Origin of the sequence: Enterobacter sp. BNK-14 (assembly GCF_047456095.1) — a bacterium.
Classification (GTDB): Bacteria; Pseudomonadota; Gammaproteobacteria; order Enterobacterales; family Enterobacteriaceae; genus Enterobacter; species Enterobacter kobei.
The window spans coordinates 1617121-1640196 of sequence record NZ_CP179897.1 but is presented as its reverse complement, the minus strand read 5'-3'; the positions used below and the strand labels follow the sequence as shown (position 1 = coordinate 1640196).

Genomic DNA, 23076 nt, shown 5'->3' with positions numbered 1-23076 from the left:
CGGTTTCGTCGGCGCTCAGGATTCTCTATAATGACGCCCGTTTTCCCCCCTTGCGCACACTGAAAGCGCCCCGGCGCTTCGAAGACGAGAGACTTATGATGGAAATTCTGCGTGGTTCGCCTGCACTGTCTGCCTTCCGTATTAATAAACTGCTGGCACGTTTTCAGGCGGCCGACCTTCCGGTAAGCAATATTTACGCTGAGTATGTCCATTTTGCTGACCTGAATGCCCCCCTGAATGCAGAGGAGCGCGTACAGCTGGAACGCCTGCTCAAGTATGGCCCAAATCTGAGTAGCCATACGCCAACCGGCAAACTGATCCTTGCGACGCCGCGTCCGGGCACCATCTCCCCCTGGTCTTCTAAAGCCACCGACATTGCCCACAACTGCGGCCTGAGCCAGATTAACCGTCTGGAGCGCGGCGTGGCCTACTACGTTGACGCCTCGACCCTGAGCGACGCGCAGTGGCAGGCGGTTGCCGCCGAGCTGCATGACCGCATGATGGAAAGCGTGTTTGCTTCTCTTGATGACGCACAGAAGCTCTTCTCCCACCATCAGCCTGCGCCGGTACAAAGCGTAGACCTGCTGGGGCAGGGCCGTCAGGCGCTGATTGACGCTAACCTGCGTCTCGGCCTGGCGCTGGCAGAAGACGAAATCGACTACCTGCAGGATGCGTTTGTTAAGCTGAACCGCAACCCGAACGACATCGAGCTCTACATGTTCGCGCAGGCCAACTCCGAGCACTGCCGCCATAAAATTTTCAACGCCGACTGGATTATTGACGGCGAACAGCAGCCTAAATCGCTGTTCAAAATGATCAAAAACACCATGGAGCAAACCCCCGACCACGTGCTGTCTGCCTATAAAGACAATGCCGCGGTGATGGAAGGCTCCGAGGTTGGGCGCTATTTTGCCGACCACGCTACCGGTCGTTACGACTTCCATCAGGAGCCTGCGCATATCCTGATGAAAGTGGAAACCCACAACCACCCGACGGCAATTTCCCCGTGGCCGGGTGCGGCCACCGGTTCAGGCGGTGAAATCCGTGATGAAGGTGCAACGGGACGTGGTGCGAAACCAAAAGCGGGCCTGGTTGGTTTCTCCGTCTCCAACCTGCGCATCCCGGGCTTTGAGCAGCCATGGGAAGAGGATTTCGGCAAGCCAGAGCGCATTGTGACCGCGCTGGATATCATGACCGACGGTCCACTGGGCGGCGCGGCATTCAACAACGAATTTGGCCGTCCGGCACTGAACGGCTACTTCCGTACCTATGAAGAGAAAGTGGACAGTCATAACGGCGAAGAGCTGCGTGGCTATCACAAACCGATCATGCTGGCGGGTGGGATCGGCAATATCCGTGCCGATCACGTCCAGAAAGGCGAGATCGTGGTTGGCGCGAAGCTGATCGTGCTGGGCGGCCCGGCGATGAACATCGGCCTGGGCGGCGGCGCGGCATCCTCCATGACCTCCGGTCAGTCAGATGCGGATCTCGACTTTGCTTCCGTTCAGCGCGACAACCCGGAAATGGAGCGTCGCTGCCAGGAAGTCATCGACCGCTGCTGGCAGCTGGGCGACGCGAACCCGATTCTCTTTATCCATGACGTGGGCGCGGGCGGTCTGTCTAACGCCATGCCGGAGCTGGTGAGCGATGGCGGACGCGGTGGCCGCTTCAACCTGCGCGATATCCTGAGCGATGAGCCAGGCATGAGCCCGCTGGAAATCTGGTGTAACGAATCCCAGGAACGTTATGTTCTGGCGGTTGCAGCGGATCAACTGCCGCTGTTTGACGAGCTGTGCCGCCGTGAGCGCGCGCCGTATGCCGTCATCGGCGAAGCGACCGAAGAGAAGCACCTGACCCTGAGCGACACCCATTTCGACAACCAGCCGATCGATCTGCCGCTGGACGTTCTGCTCGGTAAAACGCCGAAGATGACCCGCGACGTGCAAACGCGTAAAGCAGCGGGCAAAGCGCTGGATCGCCAGGGCATCACCGTTGCAGAAGCGGTCAACCGCGTGCTGCACCTGCCGGCGGTGGCAGAGAAAACCTTCCTGGTCACCATTGGCGACCGTACCGTAACCGGTATGGTCTCGCGCGATCAGATGGTCGGCCCGTGGCAGATCCCGGTCGCGAACTGTGCCGTAACCACCGCGAGTCTCGACAGCTACTACGGTGAAGCGATGGCCCTGGGCGAACGCACGCCTGTGGCGCTGCTGGACTTCGCCGCGTCCGCCCGTCTGGCTGTGGGTGAAGCGCTGACCAACATTGCCGCGACGCAGATTGGCGATATCAAACGTATCAAGCTCTCCGCTAACTGGATGGCCGCTGCCGGTCACCCTGGCGAAGATGCGGGCCTGTATGAAGCCGTGAAAGCGGTGGGCGAAGAGCTGTGTCCTGCGCTTGGGCTGACCATTCCGGTGGGCAAAGACTCCATGTCGATGAAAACCCGCTGGCAGGAAGGCAACGAGCAGCGCGAGATCACTTCTCCGCTGTCGCTGATCATCTCCGCCTTTGCGCGCGTGGAAGACGTACGTCACACCGTGACGCCGCAGCTTGCGACCGAAGACAACGCCCTGTTGCTGATTGACCTGGGTAAAGGTCACAACGCGCTGGGTGCCACGGCGCTGGCGCAGGTTTATCGTCAGCTGGGTGATACACCGGCCGATGTGCGTGACGTGGCCCAGTTAAAAGGCTTCTACGATGCAATTCAGGCGCTGGTGGCGCAGCGTAAGCTGCTGGCCTACCACGACCGCTCCGACGGCGGCCTGCTGGTCACGCTGGCAGAGATGGCCTTCACCGGCCACTGTGGTTTGGAGGCGAATATTGCCTCTCTGGGTGAAGACCGCCTGGCAGCGCTGTTCAATGAAGAGCTGGGCGCGGTGATTCAGGTGCGTGCGGCAGACCGCGATGCGGTTGAAGCCATTCTTGCGCAGCACGGTCTGGCAGACTGCGTACATTATCTGGGTAAAGCCGTACAGGGCGACCGCTTTGTCATTGAAGCTGACGGTCATGCCGTCTTCAGCGAAAGCCGCACCACGCTGCGTATGTGGTGGGCGGAAACGACCTGGCAGATGCAGCGCCTGCGTGATAACCCGGAATGTGCCGATCAGGAGCATAACGCGAAGGCTAACGACAGCGATCCAGGCCTGAACGTGAAGCTCTCCTTCGACATCAACGAAGACATCGCCGCGCCGTACATTGCGACGGGTGCACGTCCGAAGGTGGCCGTGCTGCGCGAGCAGGGCGTTAACTCCCACGTTGAAATGGCGGCTGCCTTCCACCGTGCGGGCTTTGACGCCATCGACGTTCACATGAGCGATCTGCTGGCCGGGCGTACCGGTCTGGAAGATTTCCAGGCGCTGGTGGCCTGCGGTGGTTTCTCTTACGGTGACGTACTGGGCGCCGGTGAAGGCTGGGCGAAGTCCATTCTGTTTAACAGCCGCGTGCGCGACGAGTTCGAAACCTTCTTCCACCGTCCGCAAACGCTGGCGCTGGGCGTGTGTAACGGTTGCCAGATGATGTCCAACCTGCGCGAGCTTATCCCGGGCAGCGAAGCCTGGCCGCGCTTTGTGCGTAACCAGTCTGACCGCTTTGAAGCGCGCTTCAGCCTGGTGGAAGTGACACAAAGCCCATCTCTGCTGCTGCAGGGCATGGTCGGATCACAGATGCCAATCGCCGTGTCCCACGGTGAAGGTCAGGTAGAAGTGCGTGATGCAGCACATCTGGCTCAGCTTGAAAGCAAAGGTCTGGTGGCGCTGCGCTTTGTCGATAACTTCGGCAAGGTCACCGAAACCTATCCGGCTAACCCGAACGGCTCGGTCAACGGTATTACGGCAGTCACCAGCGAAAGTGGTCGTGCAACCATTATGATGCCGCACCCGGAGCGCGTGTTCCGTACCGTGAGCAACTCCTGGCACCCGGAAAACTGGGGCGAGGACAGCCCGTGGATGCGTATCTTCCGCAATGCGCGTAAACAGTTGGGTTAAGATGTAAAGCAGGTACCTTCCAGGCCCGGTAAGCGTAGCGCACCGGGCTTTTTTATGTGTGTCGCAAAATTGCGACAAAGACGGTTTGCGACTGTCTCCAAAAGGAGACATTTAACTCATTGATTTATATATGGCAGAACAGGTTCCTGTTAAGGTGTTGCTTAATAGCGACACTTAGCCTGGAAATCATTCAAACGATAATGAACAGGTGAAGTTGGTAAAATGTTTATATATCAATGTGTTAATGTTTTGTTTTGCATTCTGGCACGGGTGTTGCATAATATTAACCGGTGGCTCATTCACCTTCTTATGTCAGCCCCTTCGGGACGTGCTACATAAACTTCGAATGACGCACAAAAAGGTGCCTGCCGTCCAACTACTGATCATAGCGATGCTTTATCAGGCCAGGGCGAAACGTCGAGTTAGGCACCGCCTTATTCCATAACAAAGCCGGGTTTTTACCCGGCTTTGTTGTATCTGAAGGGCAGACTCAGTTACGCTCTGCGTAAACCCCCATGAAGAGAGTAATGCGTTGAAACGCTGGCCCGTTTTTCCCCGCTCCCTGCGACAGCTCGTGATGATGGCCTTCCTGCTAATCCTGCTGCCATTGCTGATCCTCGCCTGGCAGGCGTGGCAAAGCCTTAACGCGCTGAGCGCTCAGGCCGCACTGACTAACCGCACCACGCTTATCGACGCCAGACGCAGTGAAGCGATGACCAACGCCGCGCTGGAGATGGAGCGTAGCTATCGCCAGTACTGCGTGCTTGACGATCGGACGCTGGAAAAGGTTTACCAGAGTCAACGCAAGCGCTACAGCGAGATGCTGGACGCGCATGCGGGCGTGTTGCCCGACGACAAGCTGTATCAGGCATTGCGTCAGGATCTGAACGATCTTGCGCAGCTGCAATGCCACAATAGCGGGCCGGATGCCGCCGCCGCCGCGCGTCTTGAAGCGTTTGCTGCCGCCAACACCGAGATGGTGCAGTCAACCCGCACGGTCATTTTCTCTCGCGGTCAGCAGCTGCAGCAGGAGATAGCCGAACGCGGGCAGTTCTTCGGCTGGCAGGCACTGGTGCTCTTCCTGGTGAGTCTCGGGCTGGTTCTGCTCTTTACCCGTATGATCATCGGCCCGGTGAAGGGCATTCAGCGTATGATCAACCGTCTTGGAGAGGGGAAATCGCTCGGGGATTCGGTTTCCTTTAAAGGCCCGCGCGAGCTGCGCTCCGTTGGTCAGCGTATTATCTGGCTGTCTGAGCGTCTGGCGTGGCTGGAATCCCAGCGTCATCAGTTCCTGCGCCATATTTCCCATGAACTGAAAACGCCGCTCGCCAGCATGCGTGAAGGAACGGAGCTGCTGGCAGACGAGGTGGCAGGGCCGCTAACGCCAGAACAGAAAGAAATTGTTGAGATTCTGGATGCCAGCAGCCGCAACCTGCAAAAGCTGATTGAACAGCTGCTGGATTACAACCGCAAGCTGGCTGACGGGGCGGTCGTTCTTGAAGAGGTCGAGATTGCGCCGCTGGTGGATATGGTGATCTCCGCCCATAGCTTGCCAGCAAGAGCTAAAATGATGCATACCGGGGTGGAGTTGAGTGCGCCTGCCTGTCTCGCTGAACCGATGCTTTTAATGAGCGTTCTGGATAATCTTTACTCCAATGCGGTGCACTATGGTACTGAATCCGGTAACATTTATATCCGAAGTTATACGATGGGTTCCCGGGTGTTTATTGACGTCGCTAACACCGGCACCCCGATCCCTGATGACGAAAAAACCATGATCTTCGAACCCTTTTTCCAGGGGAGTCATCAGCGGAAGGGTGCGGTAAAAGGAAGTGGTCTGGGCTTAAGCATCGCCCGGGACTGCATACGACGCATGCAGGGTGAGCTAAACATTGCCACGGACGAACGTGCGGATGTTTGCTTCCGTATTGAACTGCCCCTGAGCCGGAAAAACCAATAAAATGAATCTAAGTCTGGTGAGTATGTCACACGTCTTTTTCCGCGCCGTACGTGCGGTGTTTTCCAGCAACACATTTCGCCTGGGTTTACCTTGTTTATTTCTGGCAGGGTGCGTTTCCCATGCGCCACAAAGTGCGATAAGCGGTAAACAAGAAGATAAATGGCCGGATAACCAGCTGGCGGATTTCCTCTCTACCCGCTGTGACGACATCTGGAATTTGTCAGGGCATGATGTCGAAAATAATCCGCTGTTCTGGCTGCGCGGAATAGATTGTGCCCAGCGTCTTGCGCCGGTGGACGCCCGTTCGAAAGCGGCGATGCTGGATGACGACACCTGGCAGGACGCTTTCAAGCGGGGAATTCTACTGGCCGATGCGAAAATCACCCCCGTCGAACGCCGGGCTAATGTGACCCGGCTGGATACCTTTACGATCGCGCTCCCGGTACAGGTACGACCGGTATACCAGCTCTGGCGGGATGGTCAGACCTTACAGCTTCAGCTGTCTGAAGAGCGTTCTCGCTACAGCAAGCTCCAGCAGTCCACCGACAGCGAACTTGATACGCTGCGTCAACAGCAACAGCATTTACGCACTCAGCTGGATACCACGACGCGCAAGCTGGAAAACCTGACCGATATCGAAAGACAGCTCTCGTCGCGCAAATATCAGCCTGGTAGCGCATCCGCAGCACCGGACAGCGACACGCAGAAACAAGAGGATGTGAAGCATGACGAGCCGTAAACCTGCCCATCTCTTACTGGTGGATGACGATCCCGGGCTGTTAAAGCTGCTGGGGATGCGTCTGGTGAGTGAAGGCTACAGCGTAGTGACTGCGGAAAGCGGACAGGAAGGGCTGAAAGTCCTTAGCCGCGAGAAAATTGATCTGGTCATCAGCGATCTGCGGATGGACGAAATGGACGGTCTGCAGCTGTTCGCGGAGATCCAGAAGCAGCAGCCGGGCATGCCGGTGATTATCCTGACGGCACACGGGTCAATTCCGGATGCCGTCGCCGCAACCCAGCAGGGCGTATTCAGCTTCCTCACCAAGCCGGTAGATAAAGACGCACTCTACAAAGCCATCGACAGCGCGCTGGAGCACGCGGCACCCTCTGGCGACGACGCATGGCGTGAATCCATTGTGACCCGCAGCCCGATCATGCTTCGTCTGCTTGAGCAGGCGCGGATGGTCGCCCAGTCCGACGTCAGCGTGCTGATTAACGGCCAGAGCGGAACCGGGAAAGAGATCCTGGCGCAGGCGATCCACAACGCCAGCCCGCGCAGCAAAAATGCCTTTATTGCCATTAACTGCGGCGCGCTTCCGGAACAATTGCTTGAGTCCGAACTGTTTGGTCATGCCCGTGGCGCCTTCACCGGCGCGGTAAGCAGCCGGGAAGGGCTGTTCCAGGCCGCGGAAGGCGGCACGCTGTTCCTCGACGAGATTGGTGACATGCCTGCGCCGCTACAGGTCAAACTGCTGCGCGTGCTTCAGGAGCGTAAAGTGCGCCCGCTGGGCAGCAACCGCGATATTGATATTAACGTACGAATTATTTCCGCCACCCACCGCGACTTACCAAAAGTGATGGCGCGCAACGAGTTTCGTGAAGACCTCTACTACCGTCTGAACGTGGTGAATCTCAAAATCCCGGCACTGGCAGAGCGTGCTGAAGATATTCCGCTGCTGGCGAATCACCTGTTGCGTCAGGCGGCCGATCGCCATAAACCATTTGTCCGCGCGTTTTCCACCGATGCGATGAAACGGCTGATGGCGGCCAGCTGGCCGGGTAACGTTCGCCAGCTGGTAAACGTGATTGAGCAGTGTGTGGCGTTGACGTCATCGCCCGTTATCAGCGATGCGCTGGTGGAGCAGGCGCTGGAAGGGGAAAACACGGCCTTGCCGACTTTCGCCGAAGCGCGTAACCAGTTCGAGCTGAACTATCTGCGCAAGCTGCTGCAGATCACCAAAGGCAACGTGACCCACGCAGCGCGAATGGCCGGACGCAACCGCACCGAGTTTTACAAGCTGCTCTCACGCCACGAGCTGGAAGCAAACGATTTTAAAGAGTAATGCCGTATGGTACTGTGAGCAATCGATTACGAGGCAGCTTACAGGCAAGCGTTTAAGGACCCACCATGAAAAAGATTGATGCGATTATTAAACCTTTCAAACTGGATGATGTGCGTGAAGCGCTGGCGGAAGTCGGCATCACCGGGATGACCGTGACGGAAGTGAAAGGTTTTGGTCGTCAGAAAGGCCACACCGAGCTTTACCGTGGCGCAGAGTACATGGTCGACTTTCTGCCGAAAGTGAAAATTGAAATCGTGGTCAGCGATGACATCGTCGATACCTGCGTGGATACCATCATCCGCACGGCGCAGACGGGCAAAATTGGCGACGGTAAAATCTTCGTCTTTGACGTGGCGCGCGTAATCCGTATCCGTACCGGCGAAGAAGACGACGCCGCGATTTAACGATGCCAACGGTTTTGAAGGCCGGGTAAGGCGTAGCCGCCACCCGGCGAAAAAAAGCCCCTAGTTCGAGGGGCTTTTTGCATTACAGCACTTTATGCGGGCCGAAACATTCGTAATGAATGTTGTCTTTATTCACACCCAGCGCCACCAGCTGCTTCGCGGCATATTGCATAAACGCCACCGGTCCGCAGACGTAGAACTGCATATCCGGCGCGCTGAACGCCCCTTCATGCTGGCTTAAATTCATCAACCCTTCGCTGTCAAAACGTGCGGCTGCGCGGTCTGCTTCCGTTGGCAAGCGATACCAGGTATGCGCGGTGAAGCGGGGCAGCGTCGCGCCCAGCGTTTTCACTTCGTCCGCAAAGGCATGCACCTCGCCGTTCTCTGCGGCATGGAACCAGTTGACCTGTGCGCTGTGGTTTGCTTTCGCCAGCGTATCCAGCATCGCCAGCATTGGCGTTTGGCCGACACCAGCCGAGATCAGCGTTACCGGGGTAGTAGCGTCTACCGCCATGAAGAAGTCACCCGCCGGTGCGGCCAGGTGAACGACGTCACCCACGCTGGCTTCGTTATGCAGCCAGCTGGAAACCTGGCCGCCGTCCTCGCGTTTCACCGCAATGCGATAGCCTTTGCCGTCGGGTTTGCGGGTCAGGGAATACTGGCGGATCTCCTGATGCGGAAAACCTTCAGGCTTCAGCCACACGCCGAGATATTGGCCTGGCTGATAATCCGCTACCGGCTGACCATCCACCGGTTCAAATTCAAAACTGGTGATCAATGCGCTGCGCGGTGTTTTCTCAACGATGCGGAAGGCGCGAGTGCCTTCCCAGCCGCCGTTCTTGCTGGCGTTTTCACTGTAGATCTGCGCTTCACGGTTGATGAAGACGTTTGCCAGCACGCCGTAGGCTTTACCCCAGGCGTCCAGTACCTCCTGGCCCGGGCTGAACATTTCGTCCAGCGTTGCCAGCAGGTGGCCGCCGACAATATTGTACTGCTCGGGTTTGATCTGGAAGCTGGTGTGCTTCTGCGCGATTTTTTCCACCGCAGGCAGTAATGCCGCCAGGTTTTCAATGTTGCTGGCGTAGGCCGCGATGGCGTTGAACAGGGCTTCACGCTGATCGCCATTACGCTGGTTACTCATGTTGAAAATCTCTTTCAACTCTGGGTTATGCGTGAACATGCGATCGTAAAAATGAGCGGTGAGTTTAGGACCGGTTTCCACCAGCAGGGGGATGGTGGCTTTAACGGTAGCGATGGTTTGAGCGTCGAGCATGAGCGCGTCCTTTTGATGTGACTTTAATGATGTATTTTAAATGCATCTTATAAAAAATACCCCTGCGTTGTAAATGGTTCTTTGCAAGATGAAAAATATGCATCACAAACCTGAAAAGAAATCCGTTGAAACAGGGGAGCGCTTTATTCCTCAAACCCTTGCGTGGCGTGAAGGAAAACGTTTGCGTAAAATCGTTTGTCAAGACCTGTTATCACAGAACTATTCAGTTATACTGTTGCCCGTCGTCCAACAGGACTGCCTTTTCAGGCCAAAATTTACTTGTTAGCTGAGTCAGGAGATGCGGATGTTAAAGCGTGAAATGAACATTGCCGATTATGATGCCGAACTGTGGCAGGCTATGGAGCAGGAAAAAGTACGTCAGGAAGAGCACATCGAACTGATCGCCTCCGAAAACTACACCAGCCCGCGCGTCATGCAGGCACAGGGTTCTCAGCTGACCAACAAATACGCTGAAGGTTATCCAGGCAAGCGCTACTACGGCGGTTGCGAGTACGTTGATATCGTTGAGCAGCTGGCAATCGACCGTGCGAAAGAACTCTTTGGCGCTGACTACGCGAACGTGCAGCCGCACTCCGGCTCTCAGGCTAACTTCGCCGTTTACACCGCGCTGCTGCAGCCGGGCGATACGGTGCTGGGTATGAACCTGGCGCAGGGTGGCCACCTGACTCACGGCTCCCCGGTGAACTTCTCCGGCAAACTGTACAACATCATCCCTTACGGTATCGATGAGTCCGGTAAAATTGACTACGAAGACATGGCGAAGCAGGCTAAAGAGCATAAACCGAAGATGATCATCGGTGGCTTCTCTGCTTACTCCGGTATCGTTGACTGGGCAAAAATGCGTGAAATCGCAGACAGCATCGGTGCTTACCTGTTCGTCGACATGGCGCACGTAGCGGGTCTGATTGCCGCTGGCGTTTACCCGAACCCGGTTCCGCACGCTCACGTTGTGACCACCACTACCCATAAAACCCTGGCGGGTCCACGCGGTGGCCTGATCCTGGCGAAAGGCGGTGACGAAGAGCTGTACAAAAAACTGAACTCTGCCGTGTTCCCAAGCGCGCAGGGCGGCCCGCTGATGCACGTTATCGCGGCAAAAGCGGTAGCGCTGAAAGAAGCGATGGAGCCAGAGTTCAAGGTTTATCAGCAGCAGGTTGCTAAGAACGCCAAAGCGATGGTGGAAGTGTTCCTGAACCGTGGCTACAAAGTGGTTTCTGGCGGTACTGAAAACCACCTGTTCCTGCTGGATCTGGTTGATAAGAACCTGACCGGTAAAGAAGCTGACGCTGCACTGGGCCGCGCTAACATCACCGTGAACAAAAACAGCGTGCCAAACGATCCGAAGAGCCCGTTCGTGACGTCCGGTATCCGTATCGGTTCTCCGGCTGTGACGCGTCGCGGCTTTAAAGAAGCGGAAGTGAAAGAGCTGGCTGGCTGGATGTGTGACGTTCTGGACAACATCAATGACGAAGCGGTTATCGAGCGCGTCAAAGGTAAAGTTCTGGATATCTGCGCACGCTTCCCGGTATACGCATAATTCCTCTGCTCAGCAGAACGTTAAAAGGCCGCGCGTGCGGCCTTTTTTTATGGCTTAACGGCGGTCAAGGGATATTGCGCCTGGACCTACAATCGCCAGCAATATAAATGCGCCCGCAATACTGACATTCTTGTAGAAATTAATCATATTCGGTACGACCGCGTCACCGGTCATATTCCAGTAATGGTGACCAATCACCGCCGTGCCCAGCGTGTAGAACACAAACAGCACGGCAAGAGGGCGGGTGAAAAAGCCCAGTACGATCAGGATGGCGGCTGGCACTTCCATCACCACCGCAATAATGGCCGCCAGCATGGGCATCGGTGTCCCCAGCGAGGTCATATATTGTACGGTGCCGCTAAACCCCGTCAGTTTCGGATAACCAAAGATAATAAACAGGACGACAAGCGCGATACGGGCAATCAACAACAACAGATGGCGTGACTGACCAAAATCGAGATAACGTAGTGAGTTCATGGCAGAAAACCTCTGCAAGTGGAGTAATTTAAACGTAATACACATTTTCATTCCCTGCCATAAGCCTGACGACTGCACGATATGTTAATTTTTCGTTAATTTATAGCAGGCTATCTACTTGCTTAATTTTTCTATTCTCGCCAGACTATGGCCTCCATTTCGGGAGGGATTCATGGTCTTGCATTCCACGCGCTGGCTGGCGCTCAGCTATTTCACCTATTTCTTTAGCTACGGTATTTTTCTGCCATTCTGGAGCGTCTGGCTCAAGGGAATCGGCCTGACTCCAGAGACCATCGGCGTTCTGCTGGGGGCCGGACTGGTGGCGCGTTTTCTTGGCAGCCTGCTGATTGCCCCGCGCGTCAGCGATCCCTCTCTGCTGATCAAGGCTGTACGCATTCTCGCGCTGCTCACCCTGGTCTTTGTCGCCTGCTTCTGGGTAAGCCATCAGTTTGCCTGGCTGATGGTGGTGATGGTCGGCTTTAACCTGTTCTTCTCTCCGCTGGTTCCTCTGACGGATGCGCTGGCGAACACCTGGCAAAAGCAGATCACCATGGACTATGGCCGCGTGCGCCTGTGGGGCTCTATTGCTTTTGTTATCGGTTCCGCGCTGGTTGGGAAACTGGTCAGCCTCTACGACTACCGTGCGATTCTGGCTCTGCTGAGCATCGGGATAGCGTCGATGCTGCTGGGAATGCTGTTACGTCCATCCGTGATGCCGCAGGGAGAAAGTCGCCATCAGGAGAGCGCGGGTTGGCCAGCCTGGCGGAGCCTGGTCGCACAGAGCTGGCGCTTTCTGGCGTGCGTCTGTCTGCTTCAGGGGGCGCATGCGGCGTACTATGGCTTCAGCGCTATCTACTGGCAGGGGGCGGGCTACTCTGCCTCTGCGGTCGGTTACCTCTGGTCGCTGGGCGTGGTGGCCGAAGTCATTATTTTCGCCCTGAGCAAAAAGCTGTTCCGCCGTTTTGGCGCGCGCGATCTGCTGCTGCTTTCGGCGATTTGCGGCGTGGCACGCTGGGGTATTATGGGCTGGACGACGGATCTGCCATGGCTGATCTTGGCGCAAATTCTGCACTGCGGCACCTTCACCGTATGTCACCTGGCGGCGATGCGCTATATCGCTGCGCGTGAGGGCGGGGATGTGATTCGTCTGCAGTCGGTCTATTCCGCGGTAGCAATGGGCGGCAGTATTGCGGTGATGACGGTCTTTGCCGGTTTCCTGTATCAACACCTCGGGCACGGCGTCTTCTGGGTAATGGCGCTGGTGGCGCTACCGGCGATGTTTGTTCGACCAAAAGTGGCCGCACGCGCGTAACTACGACTCCAGCATCGCGCGAATATGCTCTTGCTGCTGCGCATTCAGTGATTCAACCGCGTGGATCAACGGCGGCGAGAACAGCGGCAGGGCAACAGGATAGGGGGTGACCACCAGCGCGGCTTCGCGCGGCGCGCCCTCTTTCTGAAAAGCCTGCAACGTCAGATAGCGAATATTGAGCGGCAGCAGCGTCAACTCGCGCAGCTGCTGTTCAATCAGCTCCTCACAGGATTTATCTTCCCCGGTCAACAGCACCACCTGCTTTTCATGGAGATCGGACTCCTGCATCAGCCAGGCGCCGAAAATCACCGCGACCAGGCTCATCTCTTCATCGGAAAAACGCAGGCCAAACTCCGCTTCCAGCTCAAACAACGCCTCTTTCGTGGTGCGTAACAGCCGGGGATAGAGACGATGGATCTCCTCTGGCAGGCTGTTGTCGATGCCAATTTCAAACAGGGAACGGTCCAGCGCCTGAGACAGATGGATATACAGCTGATCGGTCAGCCCTTGCTCGTCGCTGAAGTTCATCCCGGTCTGCGAGCGAAAACGGGCCACCATGCGCACGATGGCGCGACGCAAACGCTCATCCTGCTGGTGCTTATCCAGCACCGGATCGGGCGTGCGGAGCATCATAAACAGCAGCGCCAGAAACAACTGCTCATCCACATGCGCGCCCTGAGGAACGCGCCGCTTCCAGTGACGGACGATCTCCTGCGCCGTAAAATACTCTCCCCGCGACTGCGTCCAGCTGCGCTGGGCATGGGAAAATTGTGGCGTATTCCCCAGGTGGTGCTGGATAAGGCAGTACTGTAAGTAGAGCTGTAAGAACTGGATGTCGCGACACTCAAACTGCCGCTGCAGCTTGCGCGAGCAGAAGTTGATTAACGCCCGCAGGTTAGCATCGTCGTAAAGTGGCCGCGCGATGCCGTGTTGTTTAAGCGCGGTTTTTAACGCTGGCGTAAACTGGTGCGAGACAAACTGCGGGCAAAGGCGGAGCGCCCTGCGCAGCCAGTGCAGCAGGCATAAACGCTGGTTCAGGGCAGTGCCTTCAATCCGGTAGCTGCCGTCGTGGTGCGTGACGATATCCAGCCGGTGATAGCGCTGGATTTCATCGCGCGTCTCGGCTATATCTTGCCGTGCCAGGACGTCGTCCACGCCGTTGGCTGCGATTATGCTCTGTGCGGTGACGGCAGCATCGGGCAGGTAAAGCATTAAAAGCACCTGGCAACGGCGCTGCGAACTGGAAAGCACAGATGGAATTTCAAGCGTCGTCATCATCTGTCGGGTATCCAGTGTGAATGTTTGATAAGAATAGCTAAAGGATGGGGGCTGAAAAGCGCACCGGCAGGCCTTTCACTCAGGATTGCTGGAGAACATCACAGAATTTTTGACGTGAGGAATTGATGCAGACAGTTAAACACAGTGCGATGGCGTTATTTTTGGCGGTTATCTCCTTCACCACCTGCGCACATCCTCACAGTTTTATCAGCCTGAAAACCGAACTGGTCACCGACGGCACGCAGTTAAGTGGCCTGAAGATGCGCTGGACGATGGATGAAATCACCTCGGCTGACCTGCTTTATGATGCGGGAAATGCGAAGCCCGGCGATGAAATCTGGAAAAAGCTGGCGGCGGAAGTGATGGCTAACGTGCTGGGTCAGCACTACTTCACCGAGTTCTGGCATAACGGCCAGAAGGTGAAGTTTCTTAACCGACCCACGGAGTATGGTATGTCACGCGACGGGCATCAGGCGGTGCTGACGTTCGTCCTTCCGCTGGCGCACCCGCAGCCGCTGGCAGGGCAAAAATATACTTTTTCCACTTTTGACCCCACCTACTACGTCGACATGCACTACGCCGACGAGAGCGATGTACAGCTGCCGGCCTCGTTGCAGAAAACCTGCAAAATGGCGGTTCACACCCCGAAGCCCAGCGAAGAGACGCTGAACTTTGCCGTCTCTCTTGATAAAGAAGATGCGCCACCGGAGGACATGGAGTTGGGTAAACAGTTCGCGCAGGAGGTGACGTTACAATGTCAGTGATCGCTTCTCCGTCCCGCAAATCTCGCCGCTGGCTTCATCTTTGGCCGCTGGCGCTTTTTATACTGTTAGCTATTGGCGGTTCGCTCTGGCTGTGGCAGGCCTGGCCGCAGGTGATGATGAAAAGCATCATCTGGCAACGCGAGGTGAACCAGCAGATGAGTGGTTTACTGAAAGCGGTGGCGGAGAACCCAACGAAAGCGGGCGGTTCCCTGCTGGCGTTCAGCTTTATCTACGGGGTGCTGCATGCGCTGGGGCCTGGGCATGGCAAAATCGTTATCACCACCTGGCTTGCGACCCATCCGTCGAAGCTGAAATCGAGCATGGGTCTTACGCTGGCCTCCTCGCTGCTTCAGGGGGGCGTGGCGATTGGGCTGGTTGTCGTGGTGCTTTCACTTCTTCAGCTTCCAGCCCGGCAGCTGCACATGAGTAGCTTCTGGCTGGAAAAGGGGAGCTATGCGCTGGTGGGCGTGCTGGGGCTGATCCTCTGCTGGCGAGCACTGAAAAAACTGCGCGCGCTGTTGCAAAAACCGCAATTCAGGACTTTTACGCCGCATCACGTTCACGATGAAAACTGTGGCTGCGGACATCAGCATCTGCCGACGCAGGAACAGCTACAGAACGGTGATGACTGGCGTGCGCGGCTGATGATTGTGCTCTCGATGGGGATGCGCCCGTGCTCGGGGGCAATCATGGTGTTGTTGTTCAGCAAGGTGATTGGCGTGTTTGGCTGGGGAATGCTTTCTGCGCTGGCGATGGCGGCTGGAACGTCACTGACGATTTCTTCGCTGGCGTTGCTGGTGCACAGCTTCCGTCAGCTGGCGGTTAAACTCAGCGGCAATAAAACGCCGGTGCTGTGGCGACAGGTCGGATGGACAACGCTCGCGCTGGCGGGCGGGGTGATTCTGCTGGTGGCGGCGGTGACGATGTGGAACAGTGTGGTACCGGTGGGAAGGGGATTGCGGCCGTTTTAGTTGGGATTCCCTCTCCCACAGGGAGAGGGAATGACCGGGATTAACGCTTCAGCGCGTCGCTCAGTTCATCACGCATGTTTGCCAGCATGGCTTTAACGACGCGTGGGTTACCGGCAACGATGTTGCCGGTAGACATATAGTTATGGCCGCCGGTGAAATCACACACGATGGCACCTGCTTCACGTGCGATCAGCTCGCCCGCGGCAAAATCCCATGGCTTCAGAGACAGCTCGAAGTATCCGTCAACGCGGCCGGTCGCCACGTAAGCCAGATCCAGCGCAGCAGAACCGGTGCGACGGAAGTCCGCGCATTCGGTGAACAGTTTGCCCAGGATATTCATGTAGGTGGTTGCGTGCTGTTTCGCCTTGAACGGGAAACCGGTCGCCAGGATGGTGCCGTCCAGATCGCGAGCGTTGCTGCAGCGCAGACGGTAGCCGTTCAGCTGTGCGCCTTGACCGCGGGTAGCGGTGAACAGTTCGTTACGCATTGGATCGTAGACAACAGCGACTTCAGTACGGCCTTTGATGCGTACGGCGATAGACACAGAGAAGTGTGGCAGGCGTTTGACGAAGTTGGTGGTGCCATCCAGTGGATCGATAACCCATTGAACATCCTGATCGGTACCTTCATGTTCACCGCTTTCTTCGGTGATGATGGTGTGCTGCGGGTAAGATTTGCGGATCGTTTCGATAATAATCGCTTCTGCGGCTTTATCGACATTCGTCACGAAATCATTGCTGCCTTTCTGGCTGGTTTCTACGGAGTCTGGCGTTTCGTAGTGTTTGGCAATTACATTACCCGCCTTGCGCGCTGCGCGCACGGCGATGGTCAGCATCGGATGCATCGGTCTCTCTCACTGGATGTTAAAGAACAGGAAAATCGGCGCAGAGTATAGCAGCGGGATCGGATTATGTCTCTCGTTTATGATAATATGCCCGAATATTCTTCAGACGCTGAATTCAGACACTAAAAATTATGCTGCAAAACATTCGAATCGTGCTGGTCGAAACATCGCACACCGGCAACATGGGCTCCGTTGCCCGCGCTATGAAAACCATGGGCTTAACGAACCTGTGGCTGGTTAACCCGCTGGTGAAGCCAGACTCACAGGCCATCGCCCTGGCCGCCGGAGCCAGCGACGTGATTGGCAACGCGCAGATCGTCGATACCCTCGACGAAGCGCTGGCAGGCTGCAGCCTGGTAGTCGGCACCAGCGCTCGCTCCCGCACATTGCCGTGGCCGATGCTGGACCCGCGCGAATGCGGTCTGAAGAGTGTCTCTGAGGCAGAACAGGCGCCGGTTGCGCTGGTGTTTGGCCGTGAGCGTGTTGGCCTGACCAACGACGAACTGCAGAAATGCCACTACCATGTGGCGATTGCCGCCAACCCGGAATACAGCTCGCTGAACCTGGCGATGGCAGTGCAGGTGATCGCCTACGAAGTGCGTATGGCGTGGCTGGCGACGCAGGAGAAAGAGGTAGAGCCTAAAGAAGAGACGGCCTACCCGCTGGTGGATGACCTGGAGCGTTTCTATGGTCACCTGGAGCAGACGCTGCTTTCGACCGGCTTTATTCGTGAAGGCCATCCAGGCCAGGTGATGAACAAGCTGCGTCGTCTGTTCACCCGCGCGCGCCCGGAAAGCCAGGAGCTGAACATCCTGCGCGGCATTCTGGCGTCGATTGAGCAGAAGAATAAAGAGTAGTGTCGTCTGTTTGCCGGGTGGCGCTTTGCTTACCCGACCTACCACGCATTCTCCCTCTCCCCGTGGGAGAGGGCTGGGGTGAGGGCATCAGGCAGCACCCTTGTGATACGACACGGTTTTGTAGGTCGGGTAAGCGCAGCGCCACCCGACAAAAAACGGCACAGAAGGTTAAATACCTGACTAAAACAGTCAAGTAAATAGTTGACCATTTTAGTCAGGAATGTCAGACTTGGCCCTGCTATGCAATACCCCCATTTTACAATAAAAAACCCCGGGCAGGGGCGAGTTTGAGGTTAAGTAAGACATGAGACTGACATCTAAAGGGCGTTATGCCGTGACCGCGATGCTGGACGTTGCGCTCAACTCCGAAGCGGGCCCGGTTCCGTTGGCTGATATTTCTGAACGACAAGGGATCTCCCTCTCCTATCTGGAACAGCTGTTCTCCAGACTGCGTAAAAATGGACTGGTTTCCAGCGTTCGTGGCCCGGGCGGCGGTTATCTGCTGGGTAAAGACGCGGGCAGTATTGCAGTGGGTGAAGTGATTAGCGCAGTTGACGAATCCGTCGACGCGACCCGTTGCCAGGGTAAAGGCGGCTGCCAGGGCGGCGATAAGTGCCTGACCCACGCGCTGTGGCGCGATCTGAGCGACCGTCTGACCGGCTTCCTGAACAACATCACCCTCGGTGAGCTGGTGAATAACCAGGAAGTTCTGGATGTATCAGGCCGTCAGCACAGCCATGATTCCCAACGCAGCACCCGCGCGCAGGACGCCATCGACGTCAAACTGCGCGCGTAATAAAACGATAAGTATTTCAGAATCAGGCCGGGGCACCGCGCCCCGCGTACTCGGTCGTACATCCAGCCGGTTGCCTGATTCCTTGCATTGAAGCGATGTACGGAGTTTATAGAGCAATGAAATTACCGATTTATCTCGATTACTCCGCAACCACGCCGGTGGACCCGCGTGTTGCCGAGAAAATGATGCAGTGTCTGACCCTGGACGGAAACTTTGGTAACCCAGCTTCCCGTTCACACCGTTTTGGCTGGCATGCTGAAGAGGCGGTTGATATCGCCCGTAATCAGATTGCTGACCTGGTGGGTGCCGACCCGCGTGAGATTGTTTTCACCTCCGGTGCGACCGAATCCGACAACCTGGCGATCAAAGGTGCAGCCAACTTTTATCAGAAAAAAGGCAAGCACATTATCACCAGCAAAACCGAACACAAAGCCGTGCTGGACACCTGCCGTCAGCTGGAGCGTGAAGGGTACGAAGTGACTTACCTGGCGCCGCAGAGCAACGGGATCATCGACCTGAAAGAGCTCGAAGCAGCGATGCGTGATGACACCATTCTGGTCTCCATCATGCACGTCAACAACGAAATCGGCGTCGTTCAGGACATCGCCACCATCGGCGAAATGTGCCGTGCGCGCGGTATTATCTACCACGTAGATGCGACCCAGAGCGTGGGTAAACTGCCTATCGACCTGAGCCAGCTGAAAGTGGACCTGATGTCCTTCTCCGGCCACAAAATCTATGGCCCGAAAGGGATCGGCGCGCTGTACGTTCGTCGTAAGCCACGTATCCGCATCGAAGCACAGATGCACGGCGGCGGTCACGAGCGCGGCATGCGTTCCGGTACGCTGCCTGTACACCAGATCGTGGGCATGGGCGAAGCCTACCGCATTGCGAAAGAAGAGATGGAAACCGAGATGGCACGCCTGCGCACGCTGCGTAACCGTCTGTGGGACGGCGTGAAGGATATGGAAGAAGTGTATCTGAACGGCGATCTCGAGCAGGGCGCGCCAAACATCCTCAACGTCAGCTTCAACTATGTTGAAGGCGAGTCGCTGATCATGGCCCTGAAAGACCTGGCCGTTTCTTCCGGTTCTGCCTGTACGTCTGCAAGCCTGGAGCCATCCTACGTGCTGCGCGCGCTGGGTATGACTGACGAGCTGGCACACAGCTCTATCCGTTTCTCTTTAGGTCGTTTCACTACCGAAGAAGAGATTGACTACACCATCAAGCTGGTTCGTAACTCCATCGGCCGTCTGCGTGACCTTTCTCCACTGTGGGAAATGTTTAAGCAGGGCGTGGATCTGAACAGCATTGAATGGTCACATCACTAATCGGTACATAAGGAGAATTCAATCATGGCATACAGCGAAAAAGTCATCGATCATTACGAAAACCCGCGCAACGTTGGCTCTTTTGACAACAGCGACGAATCTGTTGGTAGCGGCATGGTCGGTGCACCGGCGTGTGGCGACGTGATGAAGTTGCAGATTAAAGTCAACAATGAAGGTATCATTGAAGACGCGCGCTTCAAGACCTACGGCTGCGGTTCTGCCATTGCGTCCAGCTCCCTGGTCACCGAATGGGTGAAGGGCAAGTCTCTGGACGAAGCACAGGCAATCAAGAACACGGATATTGCTGAAGAACTCGAACTGCCACCGGTGAAAATTCACTGTTCTATTCTGGCAGAAGACGCGATCAAAGCCGCCATTGCGGATTACAAAAGCAAACGTGAAGCAAAATAATTGAGGTTTGAGTATGTCGATTACCCTTAGCGACAGCGCTGCCGCGCGAGTAAGCTCTTTTCTGGCGAACCGTGGTAAAGGCTTTGGCCTGCGACTGGGCGTACGTACCTCCGGCTGTTCTGGTATGGCTTACGTACTGGAGTTTGTTGACGAGCCGGCGTCTGATGACACCGTGTTTGAAGACAAGGGCGTGAAGGTGGTGGTCGATGGCAAAAGCCTGCAATTCCTCAACGGCACTCAGCTGGACTTCGTCAAAGAAGGCCTGAACGAAGGGTTCAAATTCACGAACCCGAACGTCAAAGACGAGTGTGGTTGCGGCGAAAGCTTCCACGTTTAACCGCGCGTCATCCGAAACCCCACCGTGGCTTTGCTGCGCGTGGGGTTTGTTCTAACAGGCTACCCCTGAGATTGTTATGGATTACTTCACTCTCTTCGGACTACCCGCTCAATACCCGATCGATCTTCAGGCGCTGACGGTCCGTTTTCAGGATTTGCAGCGTCAGTACCATCCGGATAAATTCGCCAGCGGGACGCAGGCCGAGCAGCTGGCTGCAGTTTCGCACTCTGCCACCATTAACCAGGCCTGGCAGACGCTGCGTCATCCGCTGGCGCGTGCTGAATATCTGCTCTCGCTCCACGGTTTTGATCTGGCGAGCGAACAGCATACCGTTCGCGATACGGCGTTTCTGATGGAACAGCTGGAGCTGCGCGAAGAGCTGGATGAGATTGAACAGGCTAAAGACGAAGCGCGCCTGGAAAGCTTTATCACGCGCGTGAAGGGTATGTTTGATACCCGCCATCAGCAGATGGTGGAGCAACTGAACAACGAGACCTGGGACGTGGCGGCAGACACTGTGCGCAAACTCCGTTTTCTCGATAAACTGCGAAGCAGTGCTGAACAACTCGAAGAAAAGCTGCTCGATTTTTAATTTCGGAAGCAATTATGGCCTTATTACAAATTAGTGAGCCTGGCTTAAGTGCCGCACCGCACCAGCGTCGTCTGGCGGTGGGTATTGACCTGGGCACCACCAATTCTCTCGTGGCGACCGTGCGTAGCGGCCAGGCGGAAACGCTGGCTGACGAGCAGGGCCGCCATCTGCTGCCTTCCGTGGTCCACTACCAGCAGCAGGGTCACGCGGTAGGCTACGACGCGCGCGCCAACGCCGCGCGCGATCCGGCCAACACCATCAGCTCGGTTAAGCGCATGATGGGCCGTTCGCTGGCTGATATTCAGACCCGTTACCCGCATCTGCCGTATCAGCTTCAGGCCAGTGAAAACGGCCTGCCGATGATCGCGACCGAGGCTGGTCTGCTGAACCCGATCCGTGTTTCTTCGGACATCCTGAAGGCGCTGGCAGCGCGCGCTACGGCGACGCTCGGCGGCGATCTCGACGGCGTGGTGATTACCGTTCCGGCCTATTTTGACGATGCACAGCGTCAGGGCACCAAGGATGCCGCCCGTCTGGCGGGCCTGCACGTATTACGCCTGCTGAACGAACCGACGGCGGCGGCCATTGCCTATGGTCTCGACTCCGGTCAGGAAGGGGTGATTGCCGTTTACGACCTCGGCGGCGGTACCTTTGATATCTCCATCCTGCGCTTAAGCCGTGGCGTATTTGAAGTGCTGGCGACCGGCGGGGATTCCGCGCTGGGCGGCGATGACTTCGACCATCTGCTGGCGGATTACATTCGTGAGCAGGCGGGGATTGCCGATCGCAGCGATGCGCGCGTCCAGCGTGAACTGCTGGATGCCGCCATCGACGCCAAAATTGCCCTCAGCGATGCGCAGACGGTTACCGTGAACGTAGCGGGCTGGCAGGGGGAAATCTCCCGTGACCAGTTTAACGATCTGATCGCACCTTTGGTGAAACGCACGCTGCTGGCCTGCCGTCGCGCATTGAAAGATGCGGGCGTTGAGGCTGACGAGGTGCTGGAAGTGGTCATGGTCGGCGGTTCTACCCGTGTGCCGCTGGTGCGCGAACGTGTAGGTGAGTTCTTTGGCCGCACGCCGCTGACCGCCATCGATCCGGACAAAGTGGTTGCCGTGGGCGCGGCCATTCAGGCCGATATTCTGGTCGGCAACAAGCCGGACAGTGAAATGCTGCTGCTGGACGTTATCCCGCTGTCCCTTGGTTTAGAAACCATGGGTGGCCTGGTGGAGAAAGTCATCCCGCGTAACACCACCATTCCGGTGGCGCGCGCGCAGGAGTTCACCACCTTTAAAGACGGCCAGACTGCGATGTCCATCCACGTCATGCAGGGCGAACGCGAACTGGTGCAGGACTGCCGCTCTCTGGCGCGCTTTGCACTGCGCGGTATCCCGGCATTACCAGCGGGCGGGGCGCATATTCGCGTTACCTTCCAGGTTGATGCGGACGGCCTGCTGAGCGTCACGGCGATGGAAAAATCCACCGGCGTGGAATCGTCCATCCAGGTGAAGCCGTCCTACGGCCTGACCGATGGCGAGATCGCCTCCATGATTCAGGACTCAATGAGCTACGCCGAGCAGGATGTGAAGGCGCGTATGCTGGCGGAACAGAAAGTGGAAGCCGCACGCGTGCTGGAAAGCCTGACCGGTGCACTCAATGCCGATGCCGCGCTGTTAAGCGCCGCTGAGCGTCAGGTGATTGACGAGGCTGCCGCGCACTTAAGCGTCGTCGCCATGGGCAATGATGCTGACGCAATAGAAGAAGCCATTAAAAACGTTGATAAACAAACCCAGGACTTCGCCGCTCGCCGCATGGACAAATCCGTCCGCGTCGCGCTGAAAGGCCAGTCCGTGGACGAGGTTTAA

Annotated in this window: 20 protein-coding genes; 16 read left to right on the top strand and 4 right to left on the bottom strand. The window is 56.7% G+C overall.

The window, feature by feature from the left end; translation table 11 throughout:
• Positions 1-95: 95 nt before the first annotated feature.
• From purL to glnB, 5 genes are all read left to right on the top strand, one after another.
• Complete coding sequence (purL, locus tag ACMGGM_RS07795) at positions 96-3983, top strand: phosphoribosylformylglycinamidine synthase (RefSeq protein WP_023338679.1); 3888 nt, start codon at positions 96-98, stop codon at positions 3981-3983.
• Positions 3984-4515: 532 nt separating this feature from the next.
• Positions 4516-5943: a two component system sensor histidine kinase QseE/GlrK gene (gene qseE / locus ACMGGM_RS07790; RefSeq protein WP_014884834.1), complete on the top strand. Its 1428-nt coding sequence runs from the start codon at positions 4516-4518 to the stop codon at positions 5941-5943.
• 1 nt (position 5944) lies between these two features.
• Positions 5945-6682, top strand: a complete 738-nt coding sequence (qseG, locus tag ACMGGM_RS07785) for a two-component system QseEF-associated lipoprotein QseG (protein ID WP_023337635.1) — start codon at positions 5945-5947, stop codon at positions 6680-6682.
• Entirely contained in the window at positions 6669-8006 is a 1338-nt protein-coding gene (glrR, locus tag ACMGGM_RS07780; protein ID WP_014884832.1) for a two-component system response regulator GlrR, read from the top strand. The genes qseG and glrR overlap by 14 nt, the downstream gene beginning before the upstream one ends.
• Positions 8007-8071: 65 nt before the next feature.
• Positions 8072-8410, top strand: coding sequence for a nitrogen regulatory protein P-II (gene glnB / locus ACMGGM_RS07775; protein ID WP_003860685.1), 339 nt, complete (start codon positions 8072-8074; stop codon positions 8408-8410).
• Positions 8411-8492: 82 nt separating this feature from the next.
• Here glnB and hmpA read toward each other — a convergent pair whose 3' ends face one another.
• Positions 8493-9683 carry an NO-inducible flavohemoprotein gene (gene hmpA, locus ACMGGM_RS07770; protein ID WP_014884831.1) on the bottom strand — a complete coding sequence of 397 codons (1191 nt, stop codon included), beginning with the start codon at positions 9681-9683 and terminating at the stop codon, positions 8493-8495.
• Positions 9684-9987: 304 nt separating this feature from the next.
• Here hmpA and glyA point away from each other — a divergent pair, with 304 nt between their 5' ends.
• A complete protein-coding gene (gene glyA / locus ACMGGM_RS07765) occupies positions 9988-11241 on the top strand; it encodes a serine hydroxymethyltransferase (protein WP_008502165.1) in 1254 nt (417 codons plus the stop codon).
• A gap of 54 nt (positions 11242-11295) precedes the next feature.
• Here the strand turns inward: glyA and ACMGGM_RS07760 are convergent, their stop codons facing one another.
• A complete protein-coding gene (locus ACMGGM_RS07760) occupies positions 11296-11718 on the bottom strand; it encodes a DoxX family protein (protein ID WP_014884830.1) in 423 nt (140 codons plus the stop codon).
• A gap of 172 nt (positions 11719-11890) precedes the next feature.
• On the opposite strand from ACMGGM_RS07760, the gene ACMGGM_RS07755 reads away from it, so the two are divergent.
• Positions 11891-13030, top strand: coding sequence for a 3-phenylpropionate MFS transporter (locus ACMGGM_RS07755; RefSeq protein ID WP_014884829.1), 1140 nt, complete (start codon positions 11891-11893; stop codon positions 13028-13030).
• On the opposite strand, the gene csiE is transcribed toward ACMGGM_RS07755, so the two are convergent.
• On the bottom strand, positions 13031-14308 hold the full coding sequence (csiE, locus tag ACMGGM_RS07750) for a stationary phase inducible protein CsiE (protein ID WP_023337632.1): 1278 nt from the start codon (positions 14306-14308) through the stop codon (positions 13031-13033). It lies immediately after the preceding gene.
• Between the two features lie 125 nt (positions 14309-14433).
• On the opposite strand from csiE, the gene ACMGGM_RS07745 reads away from it, so the two are divergent.
• Both ACMGGM_RS07745 and ACMGGM_RS07740 read left to right on the top strand, forming a co-directional pair.
• Positions 14434-15072 (top strand): DUF1007 family protein, encoded by a 639-nt coding sequence (locus tag ACMGGM_RS07745; protein ID WP_014884828.1) that lies wholly within the window; start codon positions 14434-14436, stop codon positions 15070-15072.
• Positions 15063-16043: a nickel/cobalt transporter gene (locus ACMGGM_RS07740; protein WP_045135180.1), complete on the top strand. Its 981-nt coding sequence runs from the start codon at positions 15063-15065 to the stop codon at positions 16041-16043. Before ACMGGM_RS07745 ends, ACMGGM_RS07740 begins: the two co-directional genes overlap by 10 nt.
• Positions 16044-16083: 40 nt before the next feature.
• Here the strand turns inward: ACMGGM_RS07740 and suhB are convergent, their stop codons facing one another.
• Positions 16084-16887 carry an inositol-1-monophosphatase gene (gene suhB / locus ACMGGM_RS07735; RefSeq protein WP_003860668.1) on the bottom strand — a complete coding sequence of 268 codons (804 nt, stop codon included), beginning with the start codon at positions 16885-16887 and terminating at the stop codon, positions 16084-16086.
• 131 nt (positions 16888-17018) lie between these two features.
• Here suhB and trmJ point away from each other — a divergent pair, with 131 nt between their 5' ends.
• The 7 genes from trmJ to hscA all read left to right on the top strand — a co-directional run bounded on the left by trmJ (position 17019) and on the right by hscA (position 23076).
• Entirely contained in the window at positions 17019-17744 is a 726-nt protein-coding gene (gene trmJ, locus ACMGGM_RS07730; RefSeq protein WP_008502159.1) for a tRNA (cytosine(32)/uridine(32)-2'-O)-methyltransferase TrmJ, read from the top strand.
• A 304-nt stretch (positions 17745-18048) separates the two neighbouring features.
• A complete protein-coding gene (gene iscR, locus ACMGGM_RS07725) occupies positions 18049-18540 on the top strand; it encodes a Fe-S cluster assembly transcriptional regulator IscR (protein ID WP_008502158.1) in 492 nt (163 codons plus the stop codon).
• Positions 18541-18656: 116 nt separating this feature from the next.
• Positions 18657-19871 (top strand): cysteine desulfurase, encoded by a 1215-nt coding sequence (gene iscS, locus ACMGGM_RS07720; protein ID WP_008502157.1) that lies wholly within the window; start codon positions 18657-18659, stop codon positions 19869-19871.
• A 24-nt stretch (positions 19872-19895) separates the two neighbouring features.
• On the top strand, positions 19896-20282 hold the full coding sequence (iscU, locus tag ACMGGM_RS07715; RefSeq protein WP_003860661.1) for a Fe-S cluster assembly scaffold IscU: 387 nt from the start codon (positions 19896-19898) through the stop codon (positions 20280-20282).
• Between the two features lie 13 nt (positions 20283-20295).
• Positions 20296-20619, top strand: a complete 324-nt coding sequence (gene iscA / locus ACMGGM_RS07710) for an iron-sulfur cluster assembly protein IscA (protein ID WP_003860659.1) — start codon at positions 20296-20298, stop codon at positions 20617-20619.
• Between the two features lie 76 nt (positions 20620-20695).
• The gene (gene hscB / locus ACMGGM_RS07705) at positions 20696-21211 is read left to right on the top strand and encodes a co-chaperone HscB (RefSeq protein ID WP_003860657.1); all 516 of its coding nucleotides are present in this window, start codon (positions 20696-20698) and stop codon (positions 21209-21211) included.
• Between the two features lie 14 nt (positions 21212-21225).
• Positions 21226-23076, top strand: a complete 1851-nt coding sequence (gene hscA, locus ACMGGM_RS07700) for a Fe-S protein assembly chaperone HscA (protein ID WP_014884825.1) — start codon at positions 21226-21228, stop codon at positions 23074-23076.

Bases quoted from the DNA above. Each gene is read 5' to 3' on its own strand.
- purL (WP_023338679.1), top strand. From the start codon at position 96: ATGATGGAAATTCTGCGTGGTTCGCCTGCACTGTCTGCCTTCCGTATT.
- qseG (WP_023337635.1), top strand. From the start codon at position 5,945: ATGAATCTAAGTCTGGTGAGTATGTCACACGTCTTTTTCCGCGCCGTA.
- glrR (WP_014884832.1), top strand. From the start codon at position 6,669: ATGACGAGCCGTAAACCTGCCCATCTCTTACTGGTGGATGACGATCCC.
- glnB (WP_003860685.1), top strand. From the start codon at position 8,072: ATGAAAAAGATTGATGCGATTATTAAACCTTTCAAACTGGATGATGTG.
- hmpA (WP_014884831.1), bottom strand. From the start codon at position 9,683: ATGCTCGACGCTCAAACCATCGCTACCGTTAAAGCCACCATCCCCCTG.
- glyA (WP_008502165.1), top strand. From the start codon at position 9,988: ATGTTAAAGCGTGAAATGAACATTGCCGATTATGATGCCGAACTGTGG.
- ACMGGM_RS07760 (WP_014884830.1), bottom strand. From the start codon at position 11,718: ATGAACTCACTACGTTATCTCGATTTTGGTCAGTCACGCCATCTGTTG.
- ACMGGM_RS07755 (WP_014884829.1), top strand. From the start codon at position 11,891: ATGGTCTTGCATTCCACGCGCTGGCTGGCGCTCAGCTATTTCACCTAT.
- csiE (WP_023337632.1), bottom strand. From the start codon at position 14,308: ATGATGACGACGCTTGAAATTCCATCTGTGCTTTCCAGTTCGCAGCGC.
- ACMGGM_RS07745 (WP_014884828.1), top strand. From the start codon at position 14,434: ATGCAGACAGTTAAACACAGTGCGATGGCGTTATTTTTGGCGGTTATC.
- ACMGGM_RS07740 (WP_045135180.1), top strand. From the start codon at position 15,063: ATGTCAGTGATCGCTTCTCCGTCCCGCAAATCTCGCCGCTGGCTTCAT.
- suhB (WP_003860668.1), bottom strand. From the start codon at position 16,887: ATGCATCCGATGCTGACCATCGCCGTGCGCGCAGCGCGCAAGGCGGGT.
- trmJ (WP_008502159.1), top strand. From the start codon at position 17,019: ATGCTGCAAAACATTCGAATCGTGCTGGTCGAAACATCGCACACCGGC.
- iscR (WP_008502158.1), top strand. From the start codon at position 18,049: ATGAGACTGACATCTAAAGGGCGTTATGCCGTGACCGCGATGCTGGAC.
- iscS (WP_008502157.1), top strand. From the start codon at position 18,657: ATGAAATTACCGATTTATCTCGATTACTCCGCAACCACGCCGGTGGAC.
- iscU (WP_003860661.1), top strand. From the start codon at position 19,896: ATGGCATACAGCGAAAAAGTCATCGATCATTACGAAAACCCGCGCAAC.
- iscA (WP_003860659.1), top strand. From the start codon at position 20,296: ATGTCGATTACCCTTAGCGACAGCGCTGCCGCGCGAGTAAGCTCTTTT.
- hscB (WP_003860657.1), top strand. From the start codon at position 20,696: ATGGATTACTTCACTCTCTTCGGACTACCCGCTCAATACCCGATCGAT.
- hscA (WP_014884825.1), top strand. From the start codon at position 21,226: ATGGCCTTATTACAAATTAGTGAGCCTGGCTTAAGTGCCGCACCGCAC.